Origin of the sequence: Variovorax ureilyticus (assembly GCF_050632185.1) — a bacterium.
In the GTDB taxonomy this organism is placed as follows: Bacteria; Pseudomonadota; Gammaproteobacteria; order Burkholderiales; family Burkholderiaceae_C; genus Variovorax; species Variovorax ureilyticus_A.
In genome coordinates this window covers 2,949,515-2,970,308 of record NZ_CP192579.1, presented here as the reverse complement: position 1 = coordinate 2,970,308, position 20,794 = coordinate 2,949,515, and the positions used below count along the sequence as shown (strand labels likewise).

Annotated in this window: 19 protein-coding genes; 6 read left to right on the top strand and 13 right to left on the bottom strand. The window is 67.9% G+C overall.

The features are described from left to right. The first annotated feature begins 32 nt into the window (after positions 1-32). Positions 33-995: a JmjC domain-containing protein gene (locus ACQ858_RS14660; protein WP_431273424.1), complete on the top strand. Its 963-nt coding sequence runs from the start codon at positions 33-35 to the stop codon at positions 993-995. Between the two features lie 28 nt (positions 996-1,023). Here the strand turns inward: ACQ858_RS14660 and ACQ858_RS14655 are convergent, their stop codons facing one another. The 5 genes from ACQ858_RS14655 to ACQ858_RS14635 are packed head-to-tail and all read right to left on the bottom strand — an operon-like array spanning position 1,024 to position 6,069. Beyond that, the gene (locus ACQ858_RS14655; RefSeq protein ID WP_431273423.1) at positions 1,024-2,292 is read right to left on the bottom strand and encodes a c-type cytochrome; all 1,269 of its coding nucleotides are present in this window, start codon (positions 2,290-2,292) and stop codon (positions 1,024-1,026) included. Positions 2,293-2,307: 15 nt separating this feature from the next. Then, on the bottom strand, positions 2,308-3,039 hold the full coding sequence (locus tag ACQ858_RS14650) for a c-type cytochrome (protein ID WP_431273422.1): 732 nt from the start codon (positions 3,037-3,039) through the stop codon (positions 2,308-2,310). After that, positions 3,036-4,004, bottom strand: a complete 969-nt coding sequence (locus ACQ858_RS14645; RefSeq protein ID WP_431273421.1) for a DMT family transporter — start codon at positions 4,002-4,004, stop codon at positions 3,036-3,038. Before ACQ858_RS14645 ends, ACQ858_RS14650 begins: the two co-directional genes overlap by 4 nt. After that, a complete protein-coding gene (locus tag ACQ858_RS14640) occupies positions 4,001-4,501 on the bottom strand; it encodes a methylated-DNA--[protein]-cysteine S-methyltransferase (RefSeq protein ID WP_431273420.1) in 501 nt (166 codons plus the stop codon). Before ACQ858_RS14640 ends, ACQ858_RS14645 begins: the two co-directional genes overlap by 4 nt. Positions 4,502-4,515: 14 nt before the next feature. Continuing rightward, complete coding sequence (locus tag ACQ858_RS14635; RefSeq protein ID WP_431273419.1) at positions 4,516-6,069, bottom strand: DNA-3-methyladenine glycosylase 2 family protein; 1,554 nt, start codon at positions 6,067-6,069, stop codon at positions 4,516-4,518. 111 nt (positions 6,070-6,180) lie between these two features. Here ACQ858_RS14635 and ACQ858_RS14630 point away from each other — a divergent pair, with 111 nt between their 5' ends. Both ACQ858_RS14630 and ACQ858_RS14625 read left to right on the top strand, forming a co-directional pair. Continuing rightward, on the top strand, positions 6,181-7,563 hold the full coding sequence (locus tag ACQ858_RS14630; RefSeq protein ID WP_431273418.1) for a phosphomannomutase/phosphoglucomutase: 1,383 nt from the start codon (positions 6,181-6,183) through the stop codon (positions 7,561-7,563). Positions 7,564-7,574: 11 nt separating this feature from the next. Then, positions 7,575-8,948, top strand: coding sequence for a 3-deoxy-D-manno-octulosonic acid transferase (locus ACQ858_RS14625; RefSeq protein WP_431273417.1), 1,374 nt, complete (start codon positions 7,575-7,577; stop codon positions 8,946-8,948). A gap of 27 nt (positions 8,949-8,975) precedes the next feature. Here the strand turns inward: ACQ858_RS14625 and ACQ858_RS14620 are convergent, their stop codons facing one another. The 7 genes from ACQ858_RS14620 to ACQ858_RS14590 form a co-directional block, all read right to left on the bottom strand. Then, the gene (locus tag ACQ858_RS14620; protein WP_431273416.1) at positions 8,976-10,100 is read right to left on the bottom strand and encodes an autotransporter outer membrane beta-barrel domain-containing protein; all 1,125 of its coding nucleotides are present in this window, start codon (positions 10,098-10,100) and stop codon (positions 8,976-8,978) included. Between the two features lie 129 nt (positions 10,101-10,229). Then, entirely contained in the window at positions 10,230-11,768 is a 1,539-nt protein-coding gene (locus ACQ858_RS14615; protein ID WP_431273415.1) for a TolC family outer membrane protein, read from the bottom strand. Between the two features lie 125 nt (positions 11,769-11,893). Then, positions 11,894-12,229: a rhodanese-like domain-containing protein gene (locus tag ACQ858_RS14610; RefSeq protein WP_431273414.1), complete on the bottom strand. Its 336-nt coding sequence runs from the start codon at positions 12,227-12,229 to the stop codon at positions 11,894-11,896. A gap of 16 nt (positions 12,230-12,245) precedes the next feature. After that, positions 12,246-12,932, bottom strand: a complete 687-nt coding sequence (locus ACQ858_RS14605) for a protein-L-isoaspartate O-methyltransferase family protein (RefSeq protein ID WP_431273413.1) — start codon at positions 12,930-12,932, stop codon at positions 12,246-12,248. Positions 12,933-12,951: 19 nt separating this feature from the next. After that, a complete protein-coding gene (locus ACQ858_RS14600) occupies positions 12,952-16,191 on the bottom strand; it encodes an efflux RND transporter permease subunit (protein ID WP_431273412.1) in 3,240 nt (1,079 codons plus the stop codon). Between the two features lie 13 nt (positions 16,192-16,204). After that, the gene (locus ACQ858_RS14595) at positions 16,205-17,392 is read right to left on the bottom strand and encodes an efflux RND transporter periplasmic adaptor subunit (RefSeq protein WP_431273411.1); all 1,188 of its coding nucleotides are present in this window, start codon (positions 17,390-17,392) and stop codon (positions 16,205-16,207) included. Then, entirely contained in the window at positions 17,389-18,063 is a 675-nt protein-coding gene (locus ACQ858_RS14590; RefSeq protein WP_431273410.1) for a TetR/AcrR family transcriptional regulator, read from the bottom strand. Before ACQ858_RS14590 ends, ACQ858_RS14595 begins: the two co-directional genes overlap by 4 nt. An 86-nt stretch (positions 18,064-18,149) precedes the next feature. Between ACQ858_RS14590 and msrA the strand changes: the two genes are divergently transcribed. From msrA to ACQ858_RS14575, 3 genes are all read left to right on the top strand, one after another. Then, complete coding sequence (gene msrA, locus ACQ858_RS14585; protein ID WP_431273409.1) at positions 18,150-18,698, top strand: peptide-methionine (S)-S-oxide reductase MsrA; 549 nt, start codon at positions 18,150-18,152, stop codon at positions 18,696-18,698. A 105-nt stretch (positions 18,699-18,803) separates the two neighbouring features. Further along, positions 18,804-19,112: an acylphosphatase gene (locus ACQ858_RS14580; protein ID WP_431273408.1), complete on the top strand. Its 309-nt coding sequence runs from the start codon at positions 18,804-18,806 to the stop codon at positions 19,110-19,112. A gap of 43 nt (positions 19,113-19,155) precedes the next feature. Beyond that, positions 19,156-20,103 (top strand): AEC family transporter, encoded by a 948-nt coding sequence (locus tag ACQ858_RS14575; protein ID WP_431273407.1) that lies wholly within the window; start codon positions 19,156-19,158, stop codon positions 20,101-20,103. A 6-nt stretch (positions 20,104-20,109) separates the two neighbouring features. On the opposite strand, the gene pdxH is transcribed toward ACQ858_RS14575, so the two are convergent. Further along, the gene (gene pdxH / locus ACQ858_RS14570; RefSeq protein WP_431273406.1) at positions 20,110-20,757 is read right to left on the bottom strand and encodes a pyridoxamine 5'-phosphate oxidase; all 648 of its coding nucleotides are present in this window, start codon (positions 20,755-20,757) and stop codon (positions 20,110-20,112) included. Between the last annotated feature and the right edge of the window lie 37 nt (positions 20,758-20,794).

The following is a 20,794-nucleotide window of genomic DNA, read 5'->3' as shown; positions in this document are numbered from 1 at the left end:
GTATTCTTTGCCGCTTCCTGAAGGAGCAATGCATGGGTGCCAGCCATATCGACAAGATGTCCTTGATGAGTTCTGACTGCCGGATGTGGGTGGACGATCCTGGCGGTTTTTCGACCGGCAGGGTGGGCCGGCTTCATCACGACTACCACCGTCATCCGCTGTTCCAGCTTCCTGAACTCGAGGCGCTGGCGAAAGAGCTGGCACCGCTGAAGCAGTGCCGCTTCGTTCGCCCGGGCATGACGCAGGCCTCGGCCTTCGCCCATGACAGCGTTCCGCCGGATGGGCGCAACATCGAGGAGGTGTTCCGCCGCATCGAGGAGCCCGGCTCCTGGATCGCGCTGTACGACGTCGAAGTCATCCCGCGCTACAAGGAACTGCTCGACAACATCCTCGGGAACGTGCGCGAGATCATTGAGCGCGAGCAGCGCGGGATGTTCCACGTGACCGGCTTCATCTTCATTTCGGCGCCACCTTCGGTGACGCCATTCCACATCGATCGCGAGAACAACTTCTGGCTGATGCTGCATGGCCGGAAGGTGCTCAATGTGTGGGACCACGGCGATCGCACCGTGGTGCCGCTCGACGCGGTGGAGGACTTCATCGTCGCGCATTCGCTGCGCCGGGTGCGGCTCAAGGACGAGTACCGTGCGCGCAGCCACGAGTTCGACGTGCGCGCGGGGGACGGCGTCTATTTCCCGAGCACCTCGCCGCACATGACCCGGTCCGATCCCGAATGGGCCTCGCCCGGCGACCGGGTCGCGATCTCGATCGGCGTCAATTTCTACACGCCTGTGACCCGCCGCGCGGCGCAGGTGCACCAGATCAACCGGGTGTTGCGCAAGTGCGGCCTGTCGCCCTCGGGGCCCGGCGAATCGGCGGCGCTGGATGCGATCAAGGCGCCGCTCGGCAAGATCACCGGCATTGCGCGCTCGTCGCTCACGCGCATCGTGCACAAGGGGATGGGCGGCTACAAGGCGCCGACCGGTTCCTTCTGAGGCGACCGGCGGGTGTCTTGGCGGCGCATCACTGTCGAGACAGGTCGCGCGCCGTCACGGGCGGCGCGTCATTGCCCCATGAACCGCGGATGTAGGTGAGCACGGCGGCCACGTCGCTGTCGTCCAGCACGATCCGGAACGGCGGCATGCCGTACGGACGCGGGTTGCCCGCGGTGGTCGGCAGGAAGCCGCCATGGCGCAGGATCTGGATCAGGTTGACCGGCGAATTCATCAGCACCGCGCGATTGCCGGCCAGCGGCGGATAGGCGCCGACTGCGCCCTGGCCCTGGTCGCCATGGCAATACGCACAGCGCTGGTCGAAGATGCGCTGGCCGCGTTCCATCACGCGCGCGTCGCGCCTGGGCGAAGTCGTCGGCGCCACCGCCGCCGACGTGCTCGGCAGTTCCTTGAGGTAGCTGGCCATCGCCAGCAGGTCCGCCTCCTTCAGATGCTGCGTGCTGCCGTAGACCACGTCGGCCATCGGTCCCATGACCGAGCCGCGCTCGGAGCGCCCGTTCTTGAGCAGCTCGACCACGTCATGCGGTTCCCACTCGGCCACGCCGGCCTCGCGGTTCGAGGTCAGCGACGGCGCATACCAGTTCTGCACCGCGATGAGCCCGCCCGAGAGGCCGAGATTTTCCTGCGTGGCGCCGAGCACGTTGCGCGTGCCGTGGCATGCGATGCAATGGCCGAGCCCGTCGACCAGATAGGCGCCGCGATTCCATTCCGCCGACTTGCCGGGATTCGGCTCGAAGGTGCCTGCCGTGAACGAGAGCGCCCGCCAGACTGCGAGGGCGGCCTGCGTGTCGTACGGAAAGCGCAGCTCATGCGCCCGGTTCGGCATCGGCGATGGCGGGACGGTGCGCAGGTACGCGAAGATCGCGTCCGAATCCTCGCGTGTCACGCGGGTGAAGTTCGGGTAGGGGAAGGCGGGATAGAGCAGCCGCCCGTCCTTCGACCGCCCGTTGTGCAGCGCGCGCCAAAAGTGGTCGGAATTCCAGCTCCCGATGCCGGCTGCGGGGTCGGACGTGAGGTTGCTCGCAAAGATGGTGCCGAAGGGCGTCTCGATGCCGACACCGCCGGCATAGGGCGCGCTGCCGAGCGCCGAGTGGCAGCCGGCGCAATTCCCGGCTAGCGCGAGGTAGCGGCCGCGCTCCACGAGCTCGGGCGTGGAGTTGAAGGCGGTCGGCGGGTCGGGCAACTTGGTCTCGCCGCGCAGATTGAGTCCGACGACGGCGAACGCGGCGAGGATGCCCAGCGTCGCCAGGAAGAGCAGTACGTAGAGAAGACGTCGCATGGCAGCTGGGCACACTCAGTTGTTCAGCGCGCTGCAACCCATCGGCACCGGACTCGGCGGTGCGGCGATGGGCTTGGGGTTCGCGGGTACGGGCTGCATCGCGAGCCAGCTCGCGACCGCGTTGATGTCCGCGGCGGTGAGCTTGCGCCCGACCTTCGTCATGCAATCGGGCTCGAGCGCGTGGCGGTCGTTGGTGAGCCACGCGCCGAGCTGCGACGAAAGATAGAGCCTCGGCAGGCCCACGAGCGCGGGAATCCCCGGCAGCACGCCGGTGAGCGCCTCCCCATGGCAGCGCACGCAGGCCGGGATGTCGCGCCCGGGATCGCCTTCGAACACCAGCGCCTTGCCGCGCGCGAGCATCTCCGGCGTTGCATCGGTGGTGGTGGGCGGTGCGGGATAGGGCAGCTCGATCGACGCGAAGTAGTCGGCGATCTCGTGCAGGTAGGCATCCGACATGTGCCGCACCATGTGCGTCATGTCGGAGTTGAGGCGCCTGCCATCGCGGAAGCTCTGCAACTGGTTGAAGAGATACGCCGCCGGCTTGCCCGACAGCCGCGGGAAATAGCCCGCCTCCGTGCTCGATCCTTCGCGGCCGTGGCATGCGATGCAGGCGGCCACGCGCTGCTCGATGGTGTCGGGAACATGCCCGGGCGGCGGTGCCGCGAGGCCTGGTGCCACCGTCAGCGCACAGGCGGCGAACAGGGCCGCCATGCCGACACGGCGCGGGAATCGTGGGTTGTTCTTCATTCGCGGCGAGCGTAACCCGGGCACGGGAATCGCGACAGTCCCCGCCCGGCCGGCTCAGGCGCCGTGCCTTCCACCCCCAGCTTGACCAGACCGGTCGACAGCGCGACGCCGCACACGATCACCACGGCGCAGATGAGCATCCACTGCGTGATCTCTTCGCCGAGGAACACCGCGCCGTAGAACACCGCGAACACCGGCACGATGAAGGTCACCGTCAATGCGCGCGCCGGCCCCGCGTGCTCGATCAACCTGAAGAACAGGATGTAGGCCAGACCGGTGCAGGCAATGCCCACCGCGGCCAGCGCCAGCCATGCGCGCAGGCTCGGCATCTGCGCGGGCCAGAGCCACAGGGCCGGCAGCGCGAGCGCGAGCGTGGCGCCGATCTGGCTCCCGGTGGCGGTCGCAAGCGCGGGCACGCCCATCAGATGCTTGCGCGTGAGACTCGCCGCGAAGGCGTAGCAGATGCACGCGGCCAGACATGCCGCGATCGCCCAGCGCGCTGCGCCTTCGTTCGCATCCGAATGAAAGCCTGCTCCGCGCCCTGCGAGCATTGCCACGCCGATGAAGCCGATCACCAGACCGACGATGCGCGAGCGGGCCGGCCGATCGCCGAACCATGCCCATGCGACGAGCGCGCCGAACATCGGCACCGTGGCGTTGAGAACCGCCGCGAGCCCGCTGTTGATCGTCAGCAGCGCGAATGCAAAAAAGGCGAAGGGCATGCCCGAATTGAGCACACCGATGCCGAGCGCCGGCTTCCAGTGCTGCTGGAACGCCGACCATTGCCCGCGCAGCACGAGCAGCGGGAGCAGGAAGACCGTCGCGATCGCCACGCGCACGGCGGCCGTCGGCAGAGCGCCGAACTCGGCCGCACCGATGCGCATGAACAGGAAGGATGCGCCCCACAGTGCGCCGAGCAGCAGCAGATCGACCAGCCAGCGCCCGCTGGCGGCCCGGCCGCTCATGGATGGGCACCTTCGAGTTCGAGCAGCGCGCTCTTGCGTTCGAGTCCGCCCGCATAGCCGGTCAGCGAACCATCCGAGCCCAGCACGCGATGGCACGGGACGATCACGCTGATCGGGTTTCGTCCCACCGCCGCGCCGACGGCACGCACCGCCGCCGGCCTGCCGATGCCGACGCTGAGCGCACCGTAGCTGGTGGTCTGCCCGGCCGGGATCGCGAGCAGCGCGCGCCACACGGATTGCTGGAACGCGGTGCCGTGCGCGAGATCGAGCGGGAGGTCGAAATGCTGGCGCCGGCCGGCGAAGTAGTCCGTCAGTTGCACGGCCGCTTCACGCAGCACCGGATGGTCGTCGCTGCGTTGCCAGTCCTTCATGTCGGGTGAGTGGCGCTGACGGTCGAACCAGACGCCGGCCAGTCCCTGGTCGGTCGCGGCCAGGGTGATGCCGCCGAAGGCACTGTCGAAATGCGTGGTGTGGACGGTGGAGCTCTTGAATTTCATGGTGATGAATGCGTTCACGCGGGCGTGGGCGCGGGTGGGGCGGCCGACGCAATGGCCGCCGATGGGATTTCGGGCGCAGGAGCGGGGCTGTACCACGCGCGGAGCACCGCGTAGCCGCGCCACGGCCGCCATGCGAGCGAGGCTTCGGTGGCGGCGCGCGCGCTTGTCACGCCCAGCGCCTTCTGCAGCGCGACGTCACCGGCGGGAAAGGCATCGGGCCAGCGCAGTGCACGCATCGCGATGTACTGCGCGGTCCAGTCGCCGATGCCGGGCAGCGATTGCAGCGTTGCGATGGTCGACGGCACATCGGCGCCCGGATGCAGCGCAAGACGGCCGTCGATCACCTCGCGCGCCATCGCGAGCAGGGCGGCCTGCCGCTGGCGCACGATGCCGAGCTGGCCGAGGGCATCGCCGCTCGCGTTGGCGATGGCGGAAGGCGTCGGGAAGAGCCGGTCCAGCCCCTCGACGGGGGTCGTGATCGGCTCGCCGAAAGCCTGCACCAGCCGCGAGCCCAGCGTGCGCGCCGCCGCGACCGTGACCTGCTGCCCGAGCACCGCGCGCACCGCGAGCTCGAAGCCGTCGAGGGTGCCGGGCACCCGCATGCCGTCGCCGTGCGGAAAGCTCGCGTGCAATGCGGCGTTGACCGCCATCGGATCGGCGTCGAGATCGAGCATCGCGCGAACGCGGCTGATGACGATCGGCAGCACCGTCGCGAGCGAATCGCCCACGCGCAGCACCACCTGCTCGCGTTGCGCGTCGAAGCGAAGCCGCAGCCACCCCTGCACGGTGTGTCCGCCGTGCATGACGCGAAGGGTGCGCGCGAACGCGGGCGCACCGCGCTGCTCGCCAGTGGCCTCGACGCCACGCAGGCCGCGCCGGGCGAAGAAGTCGATCATCGCGGTGCTGTCATAGGGCGGGCGAAAGCCGAGGCGGACTTCGGTGCTTTCGTCCTCGCGCTTGCCGCTCGATGCGCCCGCGCGCCGCAGCGCGCTGGGATTCAGTCCGTAGTGCGCGAGGAAGGCGGCGTTGAATCGGCGCACGCTCGAAAAGCCGCTCGCGAGCGCGACCTGGGTCATCGGCAGCCGGGTGTCCGCGATGAGCTGCTTGGCCGCGAGCAGGCGCCGCGTCTGAAGGTATTGCAGCGGCGAGACGCCGAATTGCGATTCGAAGATCCGGCGCAGATGCCGGTCGCTGACGCCGAGCCGCGCGGCGATGCTTGCCGCGCCGGGACCATCGTCGGACCAGGCGTCCGGCTCGTCGATGAGTCGCGCCGCCTGCAGCGCGAGGATGCGCGACGCATCTTCGGTCGACCAGCTCGCCGCGCGCGGCGCGAGCTCGGGCCGGCAGCGCAGGCAGGGCCGGAAGCCGGCGGCCTCGGCCTGCGCCGCATGGCGGAAGAAGCGGCAGTTCTCCCGGCGCGGCAGCTTCACGCGGCACACGGGCCGGCAATACACGCCGGTGGAGGTCACGCCGGTGAAGAACGAGCCGTCGAAGCGCGCATCGTGCGCCTTCATTGCCAGGTAACAGGCGTCGCTCTCGAGTCCTTCAGTGGAAGCCGCGCAAGACATGGCGGCATGATACGGCTGGCCCTCGGCTGAAGTAGCCGTTTTCGGACATGTGGCTCCCAAAGGCAATGCCTACAATCGTCCTCATTTGTGAACTTCCAGGGGTAGCTTTTCATGCAGCTCAGTGCATCGATCTTCAAGGCCTACGACATTCGCGGGGTCGTCCCCTCGACCCTCAACCCGGAAGTCGCCGAGGCGCTCGGCAAGGCCTTCGGGAGCGCGGCGCGGGCCGCGGGCGAGAAAGCCGTGGCGGTGGGGCGTGACGGACGTCTGTCGGGCCCGTCGCTTTCCGCGGCGCTCATCAAGGGGCTGGTTGCCACCGGCATCGAGGTGATCGACGTCGGCGCGGTGACCACGCCGATGCTGTACTTCGCGGCGCACACGCTGTGCGCCAGCGGCATCCAGGTGACCGGCAGCCACAACCCCAAGGACTACAACGGCTTCAAGATGGTGCTCGCCGGCCGTGCGATCTACGGCGACGAGATCCAGGGCCTGCGCAAGGTGATGGAGGCCGACAGCGCCACGCTCGCCCCTGGCGGCAGCGTGCGCAAGGTCGACATCACCGAGGCCTACACGAAGCGCATCACCAGCGACATCAAGCTCGCGCGGCCGCTCAGGATCGTGGTGGATTCGGGCAACGGCATCGCGGGCGCATCGGCGCCGGCGATCCTGCGTGCAATTGGCTGCGAGGTGACCGAGCTCTACAGCGAGGTCGACGGCGACTTTCCCAATCACCACCCCGATCCCAGCAAGCCCGAGAACCTGCGCGACCTGATCGCGGCCCTGAAGGCCGGCGACGCGGAACTGGGACTGGCCTTCGACGGCGACGGCGACCGCCTCGGCATCGTCACGAAGGACGGCAACAACATCTTTCCCGATCGCCAGATGGTGCTGTTCGCGCAGGACGTGCTCTCGCGCGTGCCGGGAGCGACCATCGTCTACGACGTCAAGTGCTCGCAGCGCCTCGGCCCGGCCATCGAGGCGGCGGGCGGCAAGCCGCTGATCTACAAGACCGGCCATTCGCTCATCAAGGCCAAGATGAAGGAAATCGATTCGCCGCTCGGCGGCGAGATGAGCGGCCACATCTTCTTCAAGGAGCGCTGGTTCGGCTTCGACGACGGCACCTATGCGGGTTGCCGCCTGCTCGAAATCCTCAGCAAGAGCCCCAACGCGAGCGACGTCCTCAACGCGCTGCCCACCAGCTTCTCGACGCCCGAACTCAACGTGAAGTGCGCCGAAGGCGAGTCGCATTCGGTCGTCGACCAGTTGGTCAAGACGGCGAAGTTCGATGCGCCGGCCAAGGTCTCGACCATCGACGGCCTGCGCGTGGATTGGCCGGACGGCTTCGGGCTGATCCGTGCGTCCAACACGACGCCGGTGCTGGTGCTGCGCTTCGAAGGCCAGACGGACGCCGCGCTCAAACGCATCGAAGGCGAGATGCTCGCGCTGCTCAAGCGCGTGAAGCCCGACGCGACCCTCGGCGAGGCTGCGCACTGAGTTTGCCCGACGTGCGATCGCTGTTGCTGCGCCTCTACGGCGCCTTCACGACGATGGTCAAGCCCCTGGTGCGCCGCAAGCTGCGGCGGCGTGCCGTGGCCGAGCCCGGCTATGCGGTGGCCGTGGAGGAACGCTTCGGCCACTACGACGAAGCGGCCCAGGGCACCGGCTGGTGCTGGATTCACGCGGTTTCGCTGGGCGAGGCGCGCGCCGCGGGCATCCTGATCGCAGAACTGCGTCGGCAGATGCCCGGCATCCCGATCCTCTTGACCAACGGCACCGCCACCGGCCGGGAAGAGGGCGCCAAGCTGCTCGAACCCGGCGATCTGCAGGTGTGGCAGCCATGGGATTCGCCCGACGCCGTCGCGCGTTTTCTCGATCGCTTCCGCCCCCGCATCGGCGTGCTGATGGAAACCGAGGTCTGGCCCGAGATGACGGCTGCCTGCGCGGAACGCCGCATTCCGCTGGTGCTCGCCAACGCCCGCCTGAACGAGAAGTCGCTCGCCGGTGCCGAGCGGTTCGCCTGGCTCGCGCGGCCCGCCTATTCGTCGCTTGCGGCGGTCTGGGCACAGACCGAGGCGGATTCGCACCGGCTGGTGTCGCTCGGGGCGAAGGTCTCGGGCATCTTCGGCAATCTCAAGTTCGACGCCACGCCCGACGGGCGGCAGCTCGCGGCCGCGGCCAAGCTGCGGGCGCAGCTCCCGCGGCCGGTGATCGTGTTCGCGAGTTCGCGCGACGGCGAGGAGCAGCAACTGCTCGACGCGCTCAAGCGCTTCGGCGCATTGGCACCGGTGCCGCCGGAGCGCGAGGGGGTGCAGTCGATCGTCAAGCGAGTGCACGACGTGCAGTGGATGATCGTGCCGCGGCATCCGCAGCGCTTCGACGAGGTCGCGGCGCTGATCGAGGCGAACGGCTTTGCGGTGGCGCGGCGCAGTGCCGCCGGCGCTCCGACGGAAGCCGAGATCTGGCTCGGCGATTCGCTCGGCGAGATGGCGCTGTACTACGGCCTCGCGGACGTGGCCCTGCTCGGCGGCAGCTTCGAGCCGCTCGGCGGGCAGAACCTGATCGAGGCCGCGGCATGCGGTTGTCCGGTGATCATGGGGCCATCCACCTTCAACTTCGCCGAGGCGGCCGAGTTGTCGCTCGCGGCGGGCGCTTCGATGCGTGTGCCCGACATGGAGCATGCGGTAACGGCGGCGCTCAAGCTGGTCGAAAAGACCGAGCGGCGCGAGGCGATGGCGCAGGCGGCACTGGCGTTCGCATCGTCGAACCGCGGCGCGGCCGAGCGCACCGCCTCCGCGCTGCTCGCGATCGCTGAAAAGGCGGAAGTGACGGAACCGGCATCGCCGCCGCCGGAGGAGCGCACCGAACCGAGCCTCGACTGAACGCGCAGGACGATCGGCGCGCGGCGCCTACCGGGCGTACCGCATGCCCGCGCGCACCGTCCACGCCTGGTAGGACTGCTGGCCCCACTGCATGCCCAGGTCGCCCCAGGCGGCCATGCCCGGCGAGACATCGACGTTGACGCCGGTCTTCAGTTCGTAGCGGTTGTTCGGATAGAGCGCGTTGGGCGTGTACGTATTGGCGATGACCTCGCTGGTCGATTCGTCATGCCACCAGTTCGCCGCGGCGTACGGACGCAGCTTCACGCCCCAGGCCTGGAAGCTTTCCGGCTGGACGCGCACCCCGAAACGCGACATCCAGCCGTTGCGCCGCAGGCCGTCGACGGTGGTGAACTGGGTATCTGCAAGGTTGTAGTTGTTGCTGCGCAGATAGATCAGCTGCCCCTGCGGCTTGATCGTCCATGGGCTGGCATCGCCCAGCTGCAACGAATAGCCGGCTTCGGCGGACGCCATGCCGGCGTTCGAGGGGTAGTTCGTGCGATTCACCCAGGGCGCCTCGGCGCTGTTGTCCACCCAGGCGACCTGGCCGTAGACGTCGGTATACCAGCCGAGGCGCGAGCGGTCATCCTGGTACCAGGTGCTGTAGACGCCCGCACTGCCGCTGCTCGTGCGGCTGGTCGCGTCGAACGCATTGCCGGACGAACCGCCGCCGGTCCCTCCGGAGTCGTAGCCGGCCATGGCGCCGAGGTGCAGCTTGTCCGTGCTGTTGAAAAGCGACCACTGGCTGGCGTCGCCGCCGAAGCGGGCGGTGCCGGTGCGGCTGTCGGTCCTGAAACCCGTCGCCCCGACGGTCGAACCCATCCCCTGGCCGGCCACGCGCAGCGTAAGTGGCCGGGCGCCGGAGCGACCGGCGAGCGACTGGCCCGTGAAACGCGATGGATCGCCCCAGCGCTCATCCAGCGAGTGGACGAAAAGGATGCCCGAGGTCTGCTGATCGCCGAGGTAGGCCGCCATGGACGGACTGGACGGGCCAATCGGCGCGCAAAGGCTCGTCGATCCCGCCGCTGGCGGGCCGCACTGGGCGAAAGCCGCGTAGCTGCTGGCGCAAAACAGGCCCGCGACGACTCGTGGCAGCACGGGTCGCCCCAGTCTCTCCCCAGTTTTTCTCGCCTTGCGTGTCAGTACCCAACGCATGGTGCACCCCCATCGGGCAAGTCCGGCGATTTGTAAGAACCGTCAGGAAACGGATCAGCCCGCGGACATTCTGCTTCGGATCGGCGGCCGAAGCCAGCCCCCGCCGATATGCGGGGGCGAGTCGGCGTCTCAGCGGGTCGGCGGGGAGACGATCGTCGGCGGCGGCAGGGGAACCCCCAGGCCCGGCGACGGCTGCGGATTGACCGGCGGCGCCTGCACCGCCGGCGGCGCGAACGGCGTGACAGGCGGCACCGGCACCGAGCTCTGCGTGGCCGCCGAAGGCTGGTTTGGCGATGCTGCGTTCTCGCCGCTCGCGGGGCCGTTGGTCGCCAACGTGTTGTTGATGGCCTGCAGATCGTCGCGCTTGAGCGAGCCGTTGGCCTGCCGCAGCTTCAGATTGCCCACCAGCACGTTGTAGCGGGCCACCGCGAGGTCGCGCTTGGTCTGGAAGAGCTGGCTCTGCGAGTTCAGCACGTCGATGTTGATACGCACGCCGACCTGGTAGCCCAGGCGGTTGGCGTCGAGCGCGCTCTGGCTCGATGATTCGGCGGCTTCGAGCGCCTTGACCTGCCCGGCGCCGGAAATCAGCCCGAGATAGGCCGAGCGCGTTGTCTGCGACACGCTGCGGCGCGTGGATTCGAGCGTCTGGCGCGATTGCTCCTCGAGCGCCAGCGTTTCCTTGATGCGGTTTTCGGTCGCGAAGCCGGCAAAGAGCGGCAGGTTGAACACCACCCCGATGCTCGCCGCGCGCACGTTCACGCGGCCGGTGCTGGTGCTGGTGGTGGTGCCCACCGGGTTGTTCGTGGCGTTGTAGCCGAGCTGCGCGTCGAGCGTCGGCTTGTGGCCTGCGCGCGCCTTGTCGACTTCGAGCGAAGCCACATCGAGGCCGAGCCGGGCCTGCTGGATCGCCGGATGCGTCGCATCGGCCTGCGAGACCCAGGCTTCCATCTCGGCCGGGACCACCGCCGGCAGCACGACAGGGGCGGCGAGCGGGATCGGGTTGGTGCCCGGGCGGCCAACGAGCTGGTCGAGCGCGATCTTCTTGACCTGCAGGTCGTTCTCGGCGGCGATCTCCTGGGCGATGACGAGGTCGTAGCGGGCCTGCGCTTCGCGCTGGTCGGTGATGGTCGAGGTGCCGACCTCGAAATTGCGCTTGGCCGAAGCGAGCTGCTCCGCCGTCGCGACCTTCTGCGCGCGCACGAGCGCCAGCGTGTCCTGGCTCGACAGCACGTCGAAATAGGCCCGGCTCACGCGCACGATCAGGTCCTGCTCGGCGAGCGTGAGCGTGTCCTGGGCGATGTCGACTTGCCGCTTGCTCTGTTCGTACGCGGCCCAGTTGGCCGGGCGGTACAGCGGCTGCGTCGCGTTGATGCCGGCCGTCTGCTGCGGGAGTCCTCGGCGGATGCTCGCGTTGGCGGTCGACAACTCCTGCTCCGTCGAGGTTGCATTCGCGGACAGCCCGACCTGCGGAAGGATTCCCGCCTTGGCCTGCGCGGCCCGCGCCACGCTTGCGTCGTACTGGGCGAGGGCGCCCTGGTACGTCGCATCGTAGCCTCGCGCGGATTCGTACAGATCGATCAGGCTCTGGCCATGAGCCGGCAGCGCGAGCGCGGCGGCGAACATCGCCGCGAGCGCTGCCGAGAGGGGAAGAGGCCTGGGAACGGGCATGAATCGTCCTTGAAGTCAGTAACTTGATTGGGTTCGGTTAATTCAGCAGCTTCCAGGCCAGGAACACCGCGGAACCGGCGCTGCCGGGCCGCTGGTGTTGCCCCCGGCGCAGCATGGGGCGAGCATCAATATCTTGGGATGCTCGGATCGTGACCCGCCCACGCATCGATCCCGCCGGCGATGTTCGCGACCTCCGTGAAGCCGTTCTGCACCAGGAAGGCCGCAACGCGCAGGCTGCGTGCGCCGTGATGGCACAGGCATGCGATCCGCTGGTCGGCGTTGAGCTCCGAGATGCGGGCCGGGATCTCGTTCATCGGGATCGTCGCGAGCGTGAAGCCCTTGGGCTGGATGCTGGCGGTCTGCAGCTCCCAGGGCTCGCGCACATCCAGCACGACCGGCGTCGCACGGGGGTTCTGGGCGAACCAGTCGGCAACGTCGGCCGGGCGGATTTGATCGATCATGAAAGTGGGAGGCGGGTCAGAAGTTGAAGCGCGACGGCACCGGGAAGTTCAAGAGGCGCGGCGCGACCGTGTCCCAGGGCTGCACCGTGTCCCACTTGCCTTCGCCGACGCGGGTGACGAAGTGGGCGCGCATCATCGGCTCGTCGCCGACGATCGCCGCGAGGCGGCCGCCCATCTTCAGCGAGCCGAGCAGGCCCTGCGGAATGCGCGCGACCGAGCCGCTGAGGACGATCACGTCGAAGGTCGGCCCGCTGGGCAGCGGTTGCGCACCGTCGGCGTTGCGCACCTCGACATTCATCACGCCGTTGCGGCGCAGGGTCTCGGCGGCGGCCTGAGCGAGCTTGGGGTCGATCTCGAGCGTCAGCACCTGCGCGGCACGATGCGCGAGCAGGGCGGCCATGAAGCCGGAGCCGGTGCCGATCTCGAGCACGGTCTCGTGCTTCTGGATGTGCAGGTCCTGCAGCATCCGCGCTTCCCACCTTCGGGGAAAGCATGCACTGGCCGGGCTCGCGTGTGGTCGCGACGTCTTCGAGGGGGATCTCCATGTCGAAGAAGGCCAGCGCGCGGTGCGCGGGGGCACGTAGTCCTCGCGGTGGATCTTGGCGAGGAGGTCGAGGATCTCGAAATCGAGCACATCCCAGGGACGGATCTGCTGTTCGATCATGTTGAAGCGAAGGTGCTCCAGATCAGGGGTGGCGTTCATGTACTTTTCCTAGGTGGGCTCAGGACAAACCTTCAATTTTAGAGGCCGCGTCCGGCGCCCCCGTGACAGCGGCTGCCTTCGGCTCGCGGTGCCACTTGCGGCGTGCCCAGTTCGCGAGGTCGTCCATGTAGCAATAGACGACCGGCACCACGACCAGCGTGAGCAACGAGGAAGTGATCACGCCGCCGATCACCGCCTGGCCCATCGGCGCGCGCTGCTCGGAGCCTTCGCTGATCGCGAAGGCCAGCGGCACCATGCCGAAGATCATCGCGAGCGTGGTCATGAGAATCGGGCGCAGGCGCACGCGGGCGGCGAGCAGCAGGGCTTCGGAACGCGGCAGGCCCGGCACGGGATGGCCCTGGTCGTCGACCCCCGGCTCGCGGGCGCGGATCGCGAAATCCACCAGCAGGATCGCGTTCTTGGTCACGAGGCCCATCAGCATCACGATGCCGATGATCGAGAACATCGAGAGCGTCGAGCCGAAGATGAGCAGCGCCAGCACCACGCCGATCAGCGTGAGCGGCAGCGAGGTCATGAGCGCCATCGGCTGCAGGAAGCTCTTGAACTGGCTCGCCAGGATCATGTAGATGAAGATGATCGCGAGCGCCAGCGCCGACACCGCGTAGCCGAACGATTCCTGCATGTTCTTGGTCGAGCCGCTGAACTGCCATCCGTAGCCCGGCGGGAAGGCGATGCCGGCGAGCGCCTTGCGGATGTCGGCCGACACTTCGCCTGCCGAGCGGCCGTCGACGTTGGCGGTGATCGCGACTTCGCGCGAGAGCGCGCGCCGGTTGATCTGGTTCGGGCCGGTGGATTCGCGCACATCCGCCACCTGCGCGAGGCGCACGATGCGGCTCGATCCGTCGGCGTTCGCGCCCACCGTGGTGCTGATGAAGGGCAGCCGCGAAAGGTCTTCGGGCGAGTTGCGCACTTCCGGCGCTAAGCGCACGTTGACGTCGTAGGTCTGGTCGTCCGGCGCGCGCCAGTTGCCGACGGTGGTGCCGGCCACCAGCGTACGCAGCGAAGCGGCGATCGGCGCCACGCCGAGACCGAGGTCCGAGGCCGCATCGCGTCGCACCACGACGCTCACCATGGGCTTGTTCGGTTTCTGGCTGGTGTCGAGATCGACCAGGCCCGGGATGGGGCGGACGGCGTCCAGCACCTGCTGCGCGAGGCGTTCGAGTTCCTTGAGATCGGTGCCCTGCAACGAGAACTCGATCTGCTTGTTGCCGCCGACCGAGTCGCGCAGGCCGACGTGCGTGACCGTGATGCCCGGGATTGCGCGGAGCCGCTCGCGCAGCACGCTCGACATCTGGTCGACACTGCGTGTGCGCGCCCTGCGATCGACCAGCCGCACGTAGATGCTTGCGTACATCTTGCCCTGCGCATCGCCGGTGTTGATGGTGGTGAGCGTGTAGCGCACCTCGGGCATCTCGCGCAGCACCGCCTCGACCTGCCGGGCCTTGGCTTCGGTGACTTCGAGCGCGGAACCGACCGGTGTGTAGAAGCTGATCGTGGTTTCGGAAAAGTCCGCCTTGGGCACGAACTCGGTGCCCAGCAGCGGCACCATGAAGATGCTGCCGACGAAGATGCCGATGGATGCGAAAACCGTCGCGAGCTTGTGCTTCAGCGCCCAGCGCAGGATCGACTGGTAGCCCTCGGCCAGCCGGTCGGTCGCCGCGTCGAACCAGCCGGTCACTCTGCCGATGGTCTTGTCATAGAAGGTGACCGGCGCAGCCATGTCGCCGGGCTTGCCATGCCTGTCGATCGACGGGTCGTGCCAGATGCTCGACATCATCGGGTCGAGCGTGAAGCTCACGAACATCGAGATCATCACCGCCGCGACGATGGTGATGCCGAACTCGTGGAAGAACTTGCCGATGATCCCTTCCATGAAGCCGATCGGCAGGAACACCGCGACGATCGACAGCGTGGTCGCCAGCACCGCGAGGCCGATTTCTTGCGTGCCGTCGAGCGATGCCGCATAGGGCGACTTGCCCATCTGCACATGGCGCACGATGTTCTCGCGCACCACGATCGCATCGTCGATCAGGAGGCCCACGCACAGCGACAGCGCCATCAGCGTGACCATGTTGATCGTGAAGCCGAACATCGCCATGAACCAGAAGGTGCCGATCAGCGCGATCGGCAGCGTCAGGCCGGTGATAACAGTGGAACGCCACGAGTTCAGGAACAGGAACACGATCAGCACGGTGAGCACCGCGCCTTCGATCAGCGTCTGCTGCACGTTCTGCACCGCGACGCGGATGGGGCGCGATGCATCGGCGATCGGTTGGAGCTTCACGCCCACCGGCAGTTGCGGCTGGATCTCGGCGATGGCATTGGTGAGGCCGTCGACCACCTGGATGGTGTTCTCGTCCTGCGCCTTCTGGACCGACAGCAGCAGCGTGCGCTCGCCGTTGTAGAGCGCGAGGCTGTCGAGTTCCTGCGCGCCGTCCTTCACGGTCGCGACCTGGTCCACGCGGATCGGCGCGCCGCCCTTGCGCGTGATGATGATGCGGCCGAAGTCTTCGGGCCGCTCCATGCGCGCATCGACCTGAACGACCCGATCCTGCTCCAAAGAACGCACCGAGCCCACCGGCAACGCCTGGTTCTCGTTGCGCACCGCGTCGACCACCTGCGTGGCGCTCACGCCGAAGGCTTCCATCGCCTGCGGATTGAGATAGATGTTGATCTCGCGCTTGGTGCCGCCGACCAGCGTGACCGAGCCGACGCCGCGGACGTTCTCGAGGCGCTTCTTGAGCACCTGGTCGGCCCAGTTGGTCAGTTCGACAGCGCTCGGTTGGTTGCCCTTCTCGCCCTCGGGCAGCACCGCCACCGACCACACCGCGCGCGATGCCGGGTCGAAGCGCAGCACGCGCGGCTCCTTCACCTCGTCGCGGAAGAGCGGTCGCACCGAAGCGACCTTCTCGCGCACGTCGTCGGCTGCCTTGCGCCCTTCGACATAGAGCTGGAATTCGATGATGACGACCGACTGGCCTTCGTAGCTGCGCGAGGTGAGGGCGTTGATGCCGGCGATCGAGTTGACGCCTTCCTCGACCTTCTTGGTCACTTCGCTCTCGACGATCTCGGGGGAGGCGCCCGGGTATTCGGTGATGACCACCACCACCGGGAAATCGATGTTCGGGAACTGGTCGACCTGGAGGCGCTGGTACGAGAACGCTCCCAGCACGACCAGCGCGAGCATGAGCATCGTCGCGAAGACGGGGTTCTTCAGACTGACGCGGGTGAACCACATGGCGCTGGACTGCTCAGGGTGCGCTGCGTGCCGCTGCCGGCGTGCCGCCGGTGGCCGCCACCGGTGCGAGGCGCACGGCGGTGCCGTCGCGCAACGTGCCGACGCTGCCGGCCACCACCACGGCACCTTCGTCGATGCCGCGCACCGCGACCATCATCTGCCCGTCGGCCTGTCCGCGCAGTCCGGTCTCGACCTGGCGATGGACGATGCGTCCTTCTGTCACGAGCTGCACGTAGGGCGCAGGCTTGTCGGTGCGCACAGCGGTCAAGGGGAGGGCGATCGTGTCGGTGCGGCCCACGTCGATCGAGCCCTGCGCGAACAGCCCCTGGCGGAAACCGGTGCTGCGGTCGAGCTCGAGGTAGACGAGCACGCTGCGGCTGCCCGCCTGGGCGGAGGGATTCACGCGCACCACCGTCGCGCCGACACTGCGTTCGCCGCTTCGGGGGTCGGTCGCGCCACCGCCTTCGATCTGCAGCGTTGCGCGCTGGCCCACACGCACCGCCACCGAGTCGGCGGCGGCCAGCGTGGCCTCGACCTCGATGCGGCTGAGGTCGACCACCTCGATCACCTTGGCGTCGATGCCCACGCGCTCGCCGGGTTGGGCGAATCGCTGCGACACCTGTCCGTTGATCGGGCTCTTGAGTACGGTGTCGTCGAGCGACTTGCGCATCACATCCACCGCCGCCAGGGCCGCGCGATGCGTCGCCAGCGCGGCATTGAGGTTCGACTGCGAGGTGTCGAGCGCGGTGCGCGAGATGAAGCCCTGATCCACCAGCGCCCGGTTGTTGTCGTAGTTGCGCTGCGCGACTTCCGCCTGGGCGCGCGCCGAGTCGGCCTGCTCCTGCGCCTGCCGCATGCGCGAGTGGAATTCGATCGGATCGATGCGCGCGATGACCTGTCCCGCCTTGACCGTATCGCCTTCGCGCACCGTGAGTCCGATGAGCTCGCCCGCCACGCGGGCCTTGACCTGCGCGGAATCGACCGCGCGGAGCGTGCCGGAGATGGGGAGCGCTTCGGCCAGCTCGCGCCGCTTCGCGCGGACCACGTCGGCGGCTGAAAGCTCGATCGTGGTTTCAGCGGGCTTCGTGCTGGCCGCGGCGGCCGCCTGATGCGCCCTGCGCGCACCGATGGCGCGCAGCACGCCGCCGATCGCGAGGACGAGGATGAGGGCCACGATGACCCACTTGACGGAGCGCTTCATGCCGCCGCCTTGGGCGCACACAGCCCATTGATGACGATCTCGGTCTGGACTGCCAGATACGTTTCGGGATTGATGTCGGATTCTCCGTCGACACAGATGGGAGCCGAGTGCTTCCACAGCATCAGAAAGATCATGGGTGCGATGACGGCATAGATGGCGCTGTCCACGTCGACCGGTGCGAATTCGCCGCTGTCGACGCCGCGCCGGATGATCCGCCGAAGCAGCGTGTGCCCCGGCTTGACCACCTCGCGGCGATAGAACTCCGCCAGTTCAGGGAAGTTGCGCCCCTCGCTCAGCATGAGCTTGGTGAGGCCCGATGCCTTGGTCGACCCGACGCGCTCCCACCAGATGCGCATGCAGTAGCGCAGCATGTCGACGGTGGAGCCTTCGAACTCGTCGAATTCGCGGTTCCACACGGTGAAGCGGCCGGCGAGGTTCTCCACGACCACCGCCTTGAACAGCTCTTCCTTGCTCGGAAAGTAAAGGAAGAGCGTCCCCTTGGACACGCCGGCACGGGCCGCGACTTCCTCGGAGCGGGTGGCGGCGAAGCCCTTTTCGACGAAGAGATCGAGCGCCGCCTCGAGCAGTTCGCCAGGACGGGCTTCCTTGCGACGTTCGCGCTTGGCGCGCACGGGGCATAGCTTGTCACTGAGGAATCGGGGGGCGGGCATGGAGGTTAATGACTGGCGGGTTAGTAATGTAGTGAGGCCCCTGGTTCGCGTCAAGCCGCCACAATGTCAGGTTCTCGGAGTACCTCATGACCAACCCATCTCAAAGCGAAACCATCGTTCTCGGCGGCGGCTGCTTCTGGTGCACCGAGGCGGTGTTCGACCGTGTGCGGGGCGTGATCGATGTCGAGTCGGGCTACAGCAACGGCCAGACGCTGAACCCGAGCTACGAGCAAGTGTGCACCGGCCGCACCGGGCATGCCGAGGTCGTCAAGGTGGTGTTCGACCCTGAGGAGATCTCGCTGCACGAGATCCTCGAGATCTTCTTCGTGGTGCACGACCCGACCACCCTCAACCGGCAGGGCAACGACGTCGGGACGCAGTACCGCGGCGGCATCTACTACACGAACGACGAGCAGAAGCGGGTGGCCGAAGAGGTGATCCGCGAGATCACCGACAGCAAGACCTACCGCTCGCCCATCGTGACCGAGGTGCAGCCGCTGGCCAACTACTCGGCCGCCGAGGCCTACCACCAGGACTACTTCCTGAACAACCCGAACCAGGGGTATTGCGCCTTCGTGGTCGGTCCCAAAGTCGAGAAGTTCCAGAAGACCTTCGCGAAGTACCTCAAGGCTTGAGAGGACCAGCCTGCGAGCGAGGGTCAGCCGCTCACCAATTGAAACTTGGCGCGGCGGCCTCGTTCGACGATGCTGCGGGCTTCATCCGGAGCGGGGGCCTTGGCGATGGAATCTGTGGAAAGAGATGGCACCGTGGACTGCCGCCTGGTCCGGGTGGTCGGCAGGGTGCAGGGCGTGGGCTATCGCCAGGCCTGCGTCCGCCATGCCCGCGGGCTGGGCATCACGGGCTGGGTTCGCAACCGGCTGGATGGCTCGGTCGAAGCCATGCTGCAAGGCTCGCCGAACCGGATTGCGCACATGTGCGACTGGCTGCGCACCGGAGTGCCGGGCGCGCGGGTGTCGTCGCTCGAAGTGAAGGAAGTGCAGCGGCCCTTCGATCGCTTCGCCGAGTTCGAGCGCTGGCCCACGGCGTGAGCTGCGGGGTTTGCGCCTGGCGGGCGCGGGTATCCTCGCCGCGGTGAATGCGTCCGTCCTTTCCTCCCTGCTTCCCGTTGTCCTGCTCATTGCCGTCGGATTCGTGGCGGGGCGCCGGGGCTGGGTCGGCGGCGGCGCGGTGCGCGACCTGTCGAACCTGATCTTCCTGCTGCTCGCGCCGGCGCTGCTGTTCCACTCGATGAGCACGGTGCATGTCGAGCAGCTCAGCCTCCGCCCGGTGGCCGCGTACTTCATCGCAGCGGGGCTCATCTTTGCGGGCACGCTGCTCTGGCGCGGCTTCAATCGCACGGCGGCCGTGCTCGCGCTCGCCAATACCTACAGCAACACCGTGATGATCGGGATCGCCCTGATCGGGCTGGCCTACGGTCCGGAGGGCACGGTGGTGCTGCTCACGCTCATCTCGCTTCACTCGCTGGTGCTGCTGACCAGCGCCACGGTGGCCCTGGAGCTTGCCGTGGCGCACGAACAGGCCTCGGCGAGCGGCGAGGCGCGGCGCCCGATCATGCGCATCGTCGGGCGGGCGCTCTGCAACGCGATCATCCATCCGGTGCCCCTGCCGATCGTGGCGGGGCTGCTGTTCGCCCAATCGGGTCTGCGGATGCCCGATGCCATCGACACGACGATCGGGCTGCTCGGCGGTGCGTTCAGCCCGGTGGCGCTGGTCATGGTGGGCGTCACGCTGGCGCTGACGCCGGTCGGCGCGCATTGGCGCGGCGCGCTGGTGCAGGCGCTGATCAAGAACGTGGTCCATCCACTGCTGGTCGCCGCGCTCGGATGGGTGCTCGGGCTGCGCGGATTGCCGCTGACCGTGATGGTGGTCGCGGCCGCGTTGCCGATCGGCGCGAACGTCTTCCTGTTCTCGCAGCGCTACCGCACGGCGGAAGAGTTGGTGACCGCGAGCGTGGCGGTTTCGACGGGGCTCGCCTTGGTCACGCTGACGGTCGTGATGGCGCTGGCGGGGCGGCTCTGAGCTGTCTCAGGGGGCGAGCCGCTCGCGCACCCATTCGCCGCCTTCGATCCGATAGCGCAGCCGGTCGTGCAGTCGGCTCTTGCGGCCCTGCCAGAACTCCCAGCGATCCGGCACGAGCCGGAAGCCGCCCCAGTGCGGTGGGCGTGGCGGCGAGAGCAGATGCTTGGCCGCGTAGACGGCGGCGTTCTTCACCAGCACGTCGCGGCCGCTGATCACCTCGCTCTGCGGGCTGGCCCAGGCGCCGATGCGCGAATCGAGCGGTCGGCTCGCGAAGTACTCGTCGCTCTCGGCGTCACTGACCTTCTCGACGCGGCCTTCGATGCGCACCACGCGCTCGAGCTCGACCCAGTGGAACTGCAACGCCGCAAAGGGATTGCCGGCGAGATCCTGGCCCTTGCGGCTCCGGTAGTTGGTGTACCAGACGATGCCGCGCTCGTCATAGCCCTTGATGAGCACGATGCGGGTGGAGGGGCGCAAATCGCCGCTGACGGTGGCGAGCGTCATCGCGTTCGGTTCGGGCAGCCTGGCGTCGATGGCCTCGGCGAGCCAGCGCTCGAATTGCTTGAGCGGGTCGGCGGCGCTGCTGCCTTCGTCCAGTTCGGCACGCTCGTAGCTTTTGCGCAGCGCGGCCAGCGATTCTTTGTGAGAGCTCATCATGGGCGCCATTGTTGCGCAAGCCGGGCGGAGATAC

Bases quoted from the DNA above. Each gene is read 5' to 3' on its own strand.
- ACQ858_RS14660 (WP_431273424.1), top strand. From the start codon at position 33: ATGGGTGCCAGCCATATCGACAAGATGTCCTTGATGAGTTCTGACTGC.
- ACQ858_RS14655 (WP_431273423.1), bottom strand. From the start codon at position 2,292: ATGCGACGTCTTCTCTACGTACTGCTCTTCCTGGCGACGCTGGGCATC.
- ACQ858_RS14650 (WP_431273422.1), bottom strand. From the start codon at position 3,039: ATGAAGAACAACCCACGATTCCCGCGCCGTGTCGGCATGGCGGCCCTG.
- ACQ858_RS14645 (WP_431273421.1), bottom strand. From the start codon at position 4,004: ATGAGCGGCCGGGCCGCCAGCGGGCGCTGGCTGGTCGATCTGCTGCTG.
- ACQ858_RS14640 (WP_431273420.1), bottom strand. From the start codon at position 4,501: ATGAAATTCAAGAGCTCCACCGTCCACACCACGCATTTCGACAGTGCC.
- ACQ858_RS14635 (WP_431273419.1), bottom strand. From the start codon at position 6,069: ATGTCTTGCGCGGCTTCCACTGAAGGACTCGAGAGCGACGCCTGTTAC.
- ACQ858_RS14630 (WP_431273418.1), top strand. From the start codon at position 6,181: ATGCAGCTCAGTGCATCGATCTTCAAGGCCTACGACATTCGCGGGGTC.
- ACQ858_RS14620 (WP_431273416.1), bottom strand. From the start codon at position 10,100: ATGCGTTGGGTACTGACACGCAAGGCGAGAAAAACTGGGGAGAGACTG.
- ACQ858_RS14615 (WP_431273415.1), bottom strand. From the start codon at position 11,768: ATGCCCGTTCCCAGGCCTCTTCCCCTCTCGGCAGCGCTCGCGGCGATG.
- ACQ858_RS14610 (WP_431273414.1), bottom strand. From the start codon at position 12,229: ATGATCGATCAAATCCGCCCGGCCGACGTTGCCGACTGGTTCGCCCAG.
- ACQ858_RS14605 (WP_431273413.1), bottom strand. From the start codon at position 12,932: ATGAACGCCACCCCTGATCTGGAGCACCTTCGCTTCAACATGATCGAA.
- ACQ858_RS14600 (WP_431273412.1), bottom strand. From the start codon at position 16,191: ATGTGGTTCACCCGCGTCAGTCTGAAGAACCCCGTCTTCGCGACGATG.
- ACQ858_RS14595 (WP_431273411.1), bottom strand. From the start codon at position 17,392: ATGAAGCGCTCCGTCAAGTGGGTCATCGTGGCCCTCATCCTCGTCCTC.
- ACQ858_RS14590 (WP_431273410.1), bottom strand. From the start codon at position 18,063: ATGCCCGCCCCCCGATTCCTCAGTGACAAGCTATGCCCCGTGCGCGCC.
- msrA (WP_431273409.1), top strand. From the start codon at position 18,150: ATGACCAACCCATCTCAAAGCGAAACCATCGTTCTCGGCGGCGGCTGC.
- ACQ858_RS14580 (WP_431273408.1), top strand. From the start codon at position 18,804: ATGGAATCTGTGGAAAGAGATGGCACCGTGGACTGCCGCCTGGTCCGG.
- pdxH (WP_431273406.1), bottom strand. From the start codon at position 20,757: ATGAGCTCTCACAAAGAATCGCTGGCCGCGCTGCGCAAAAGCTACGAG.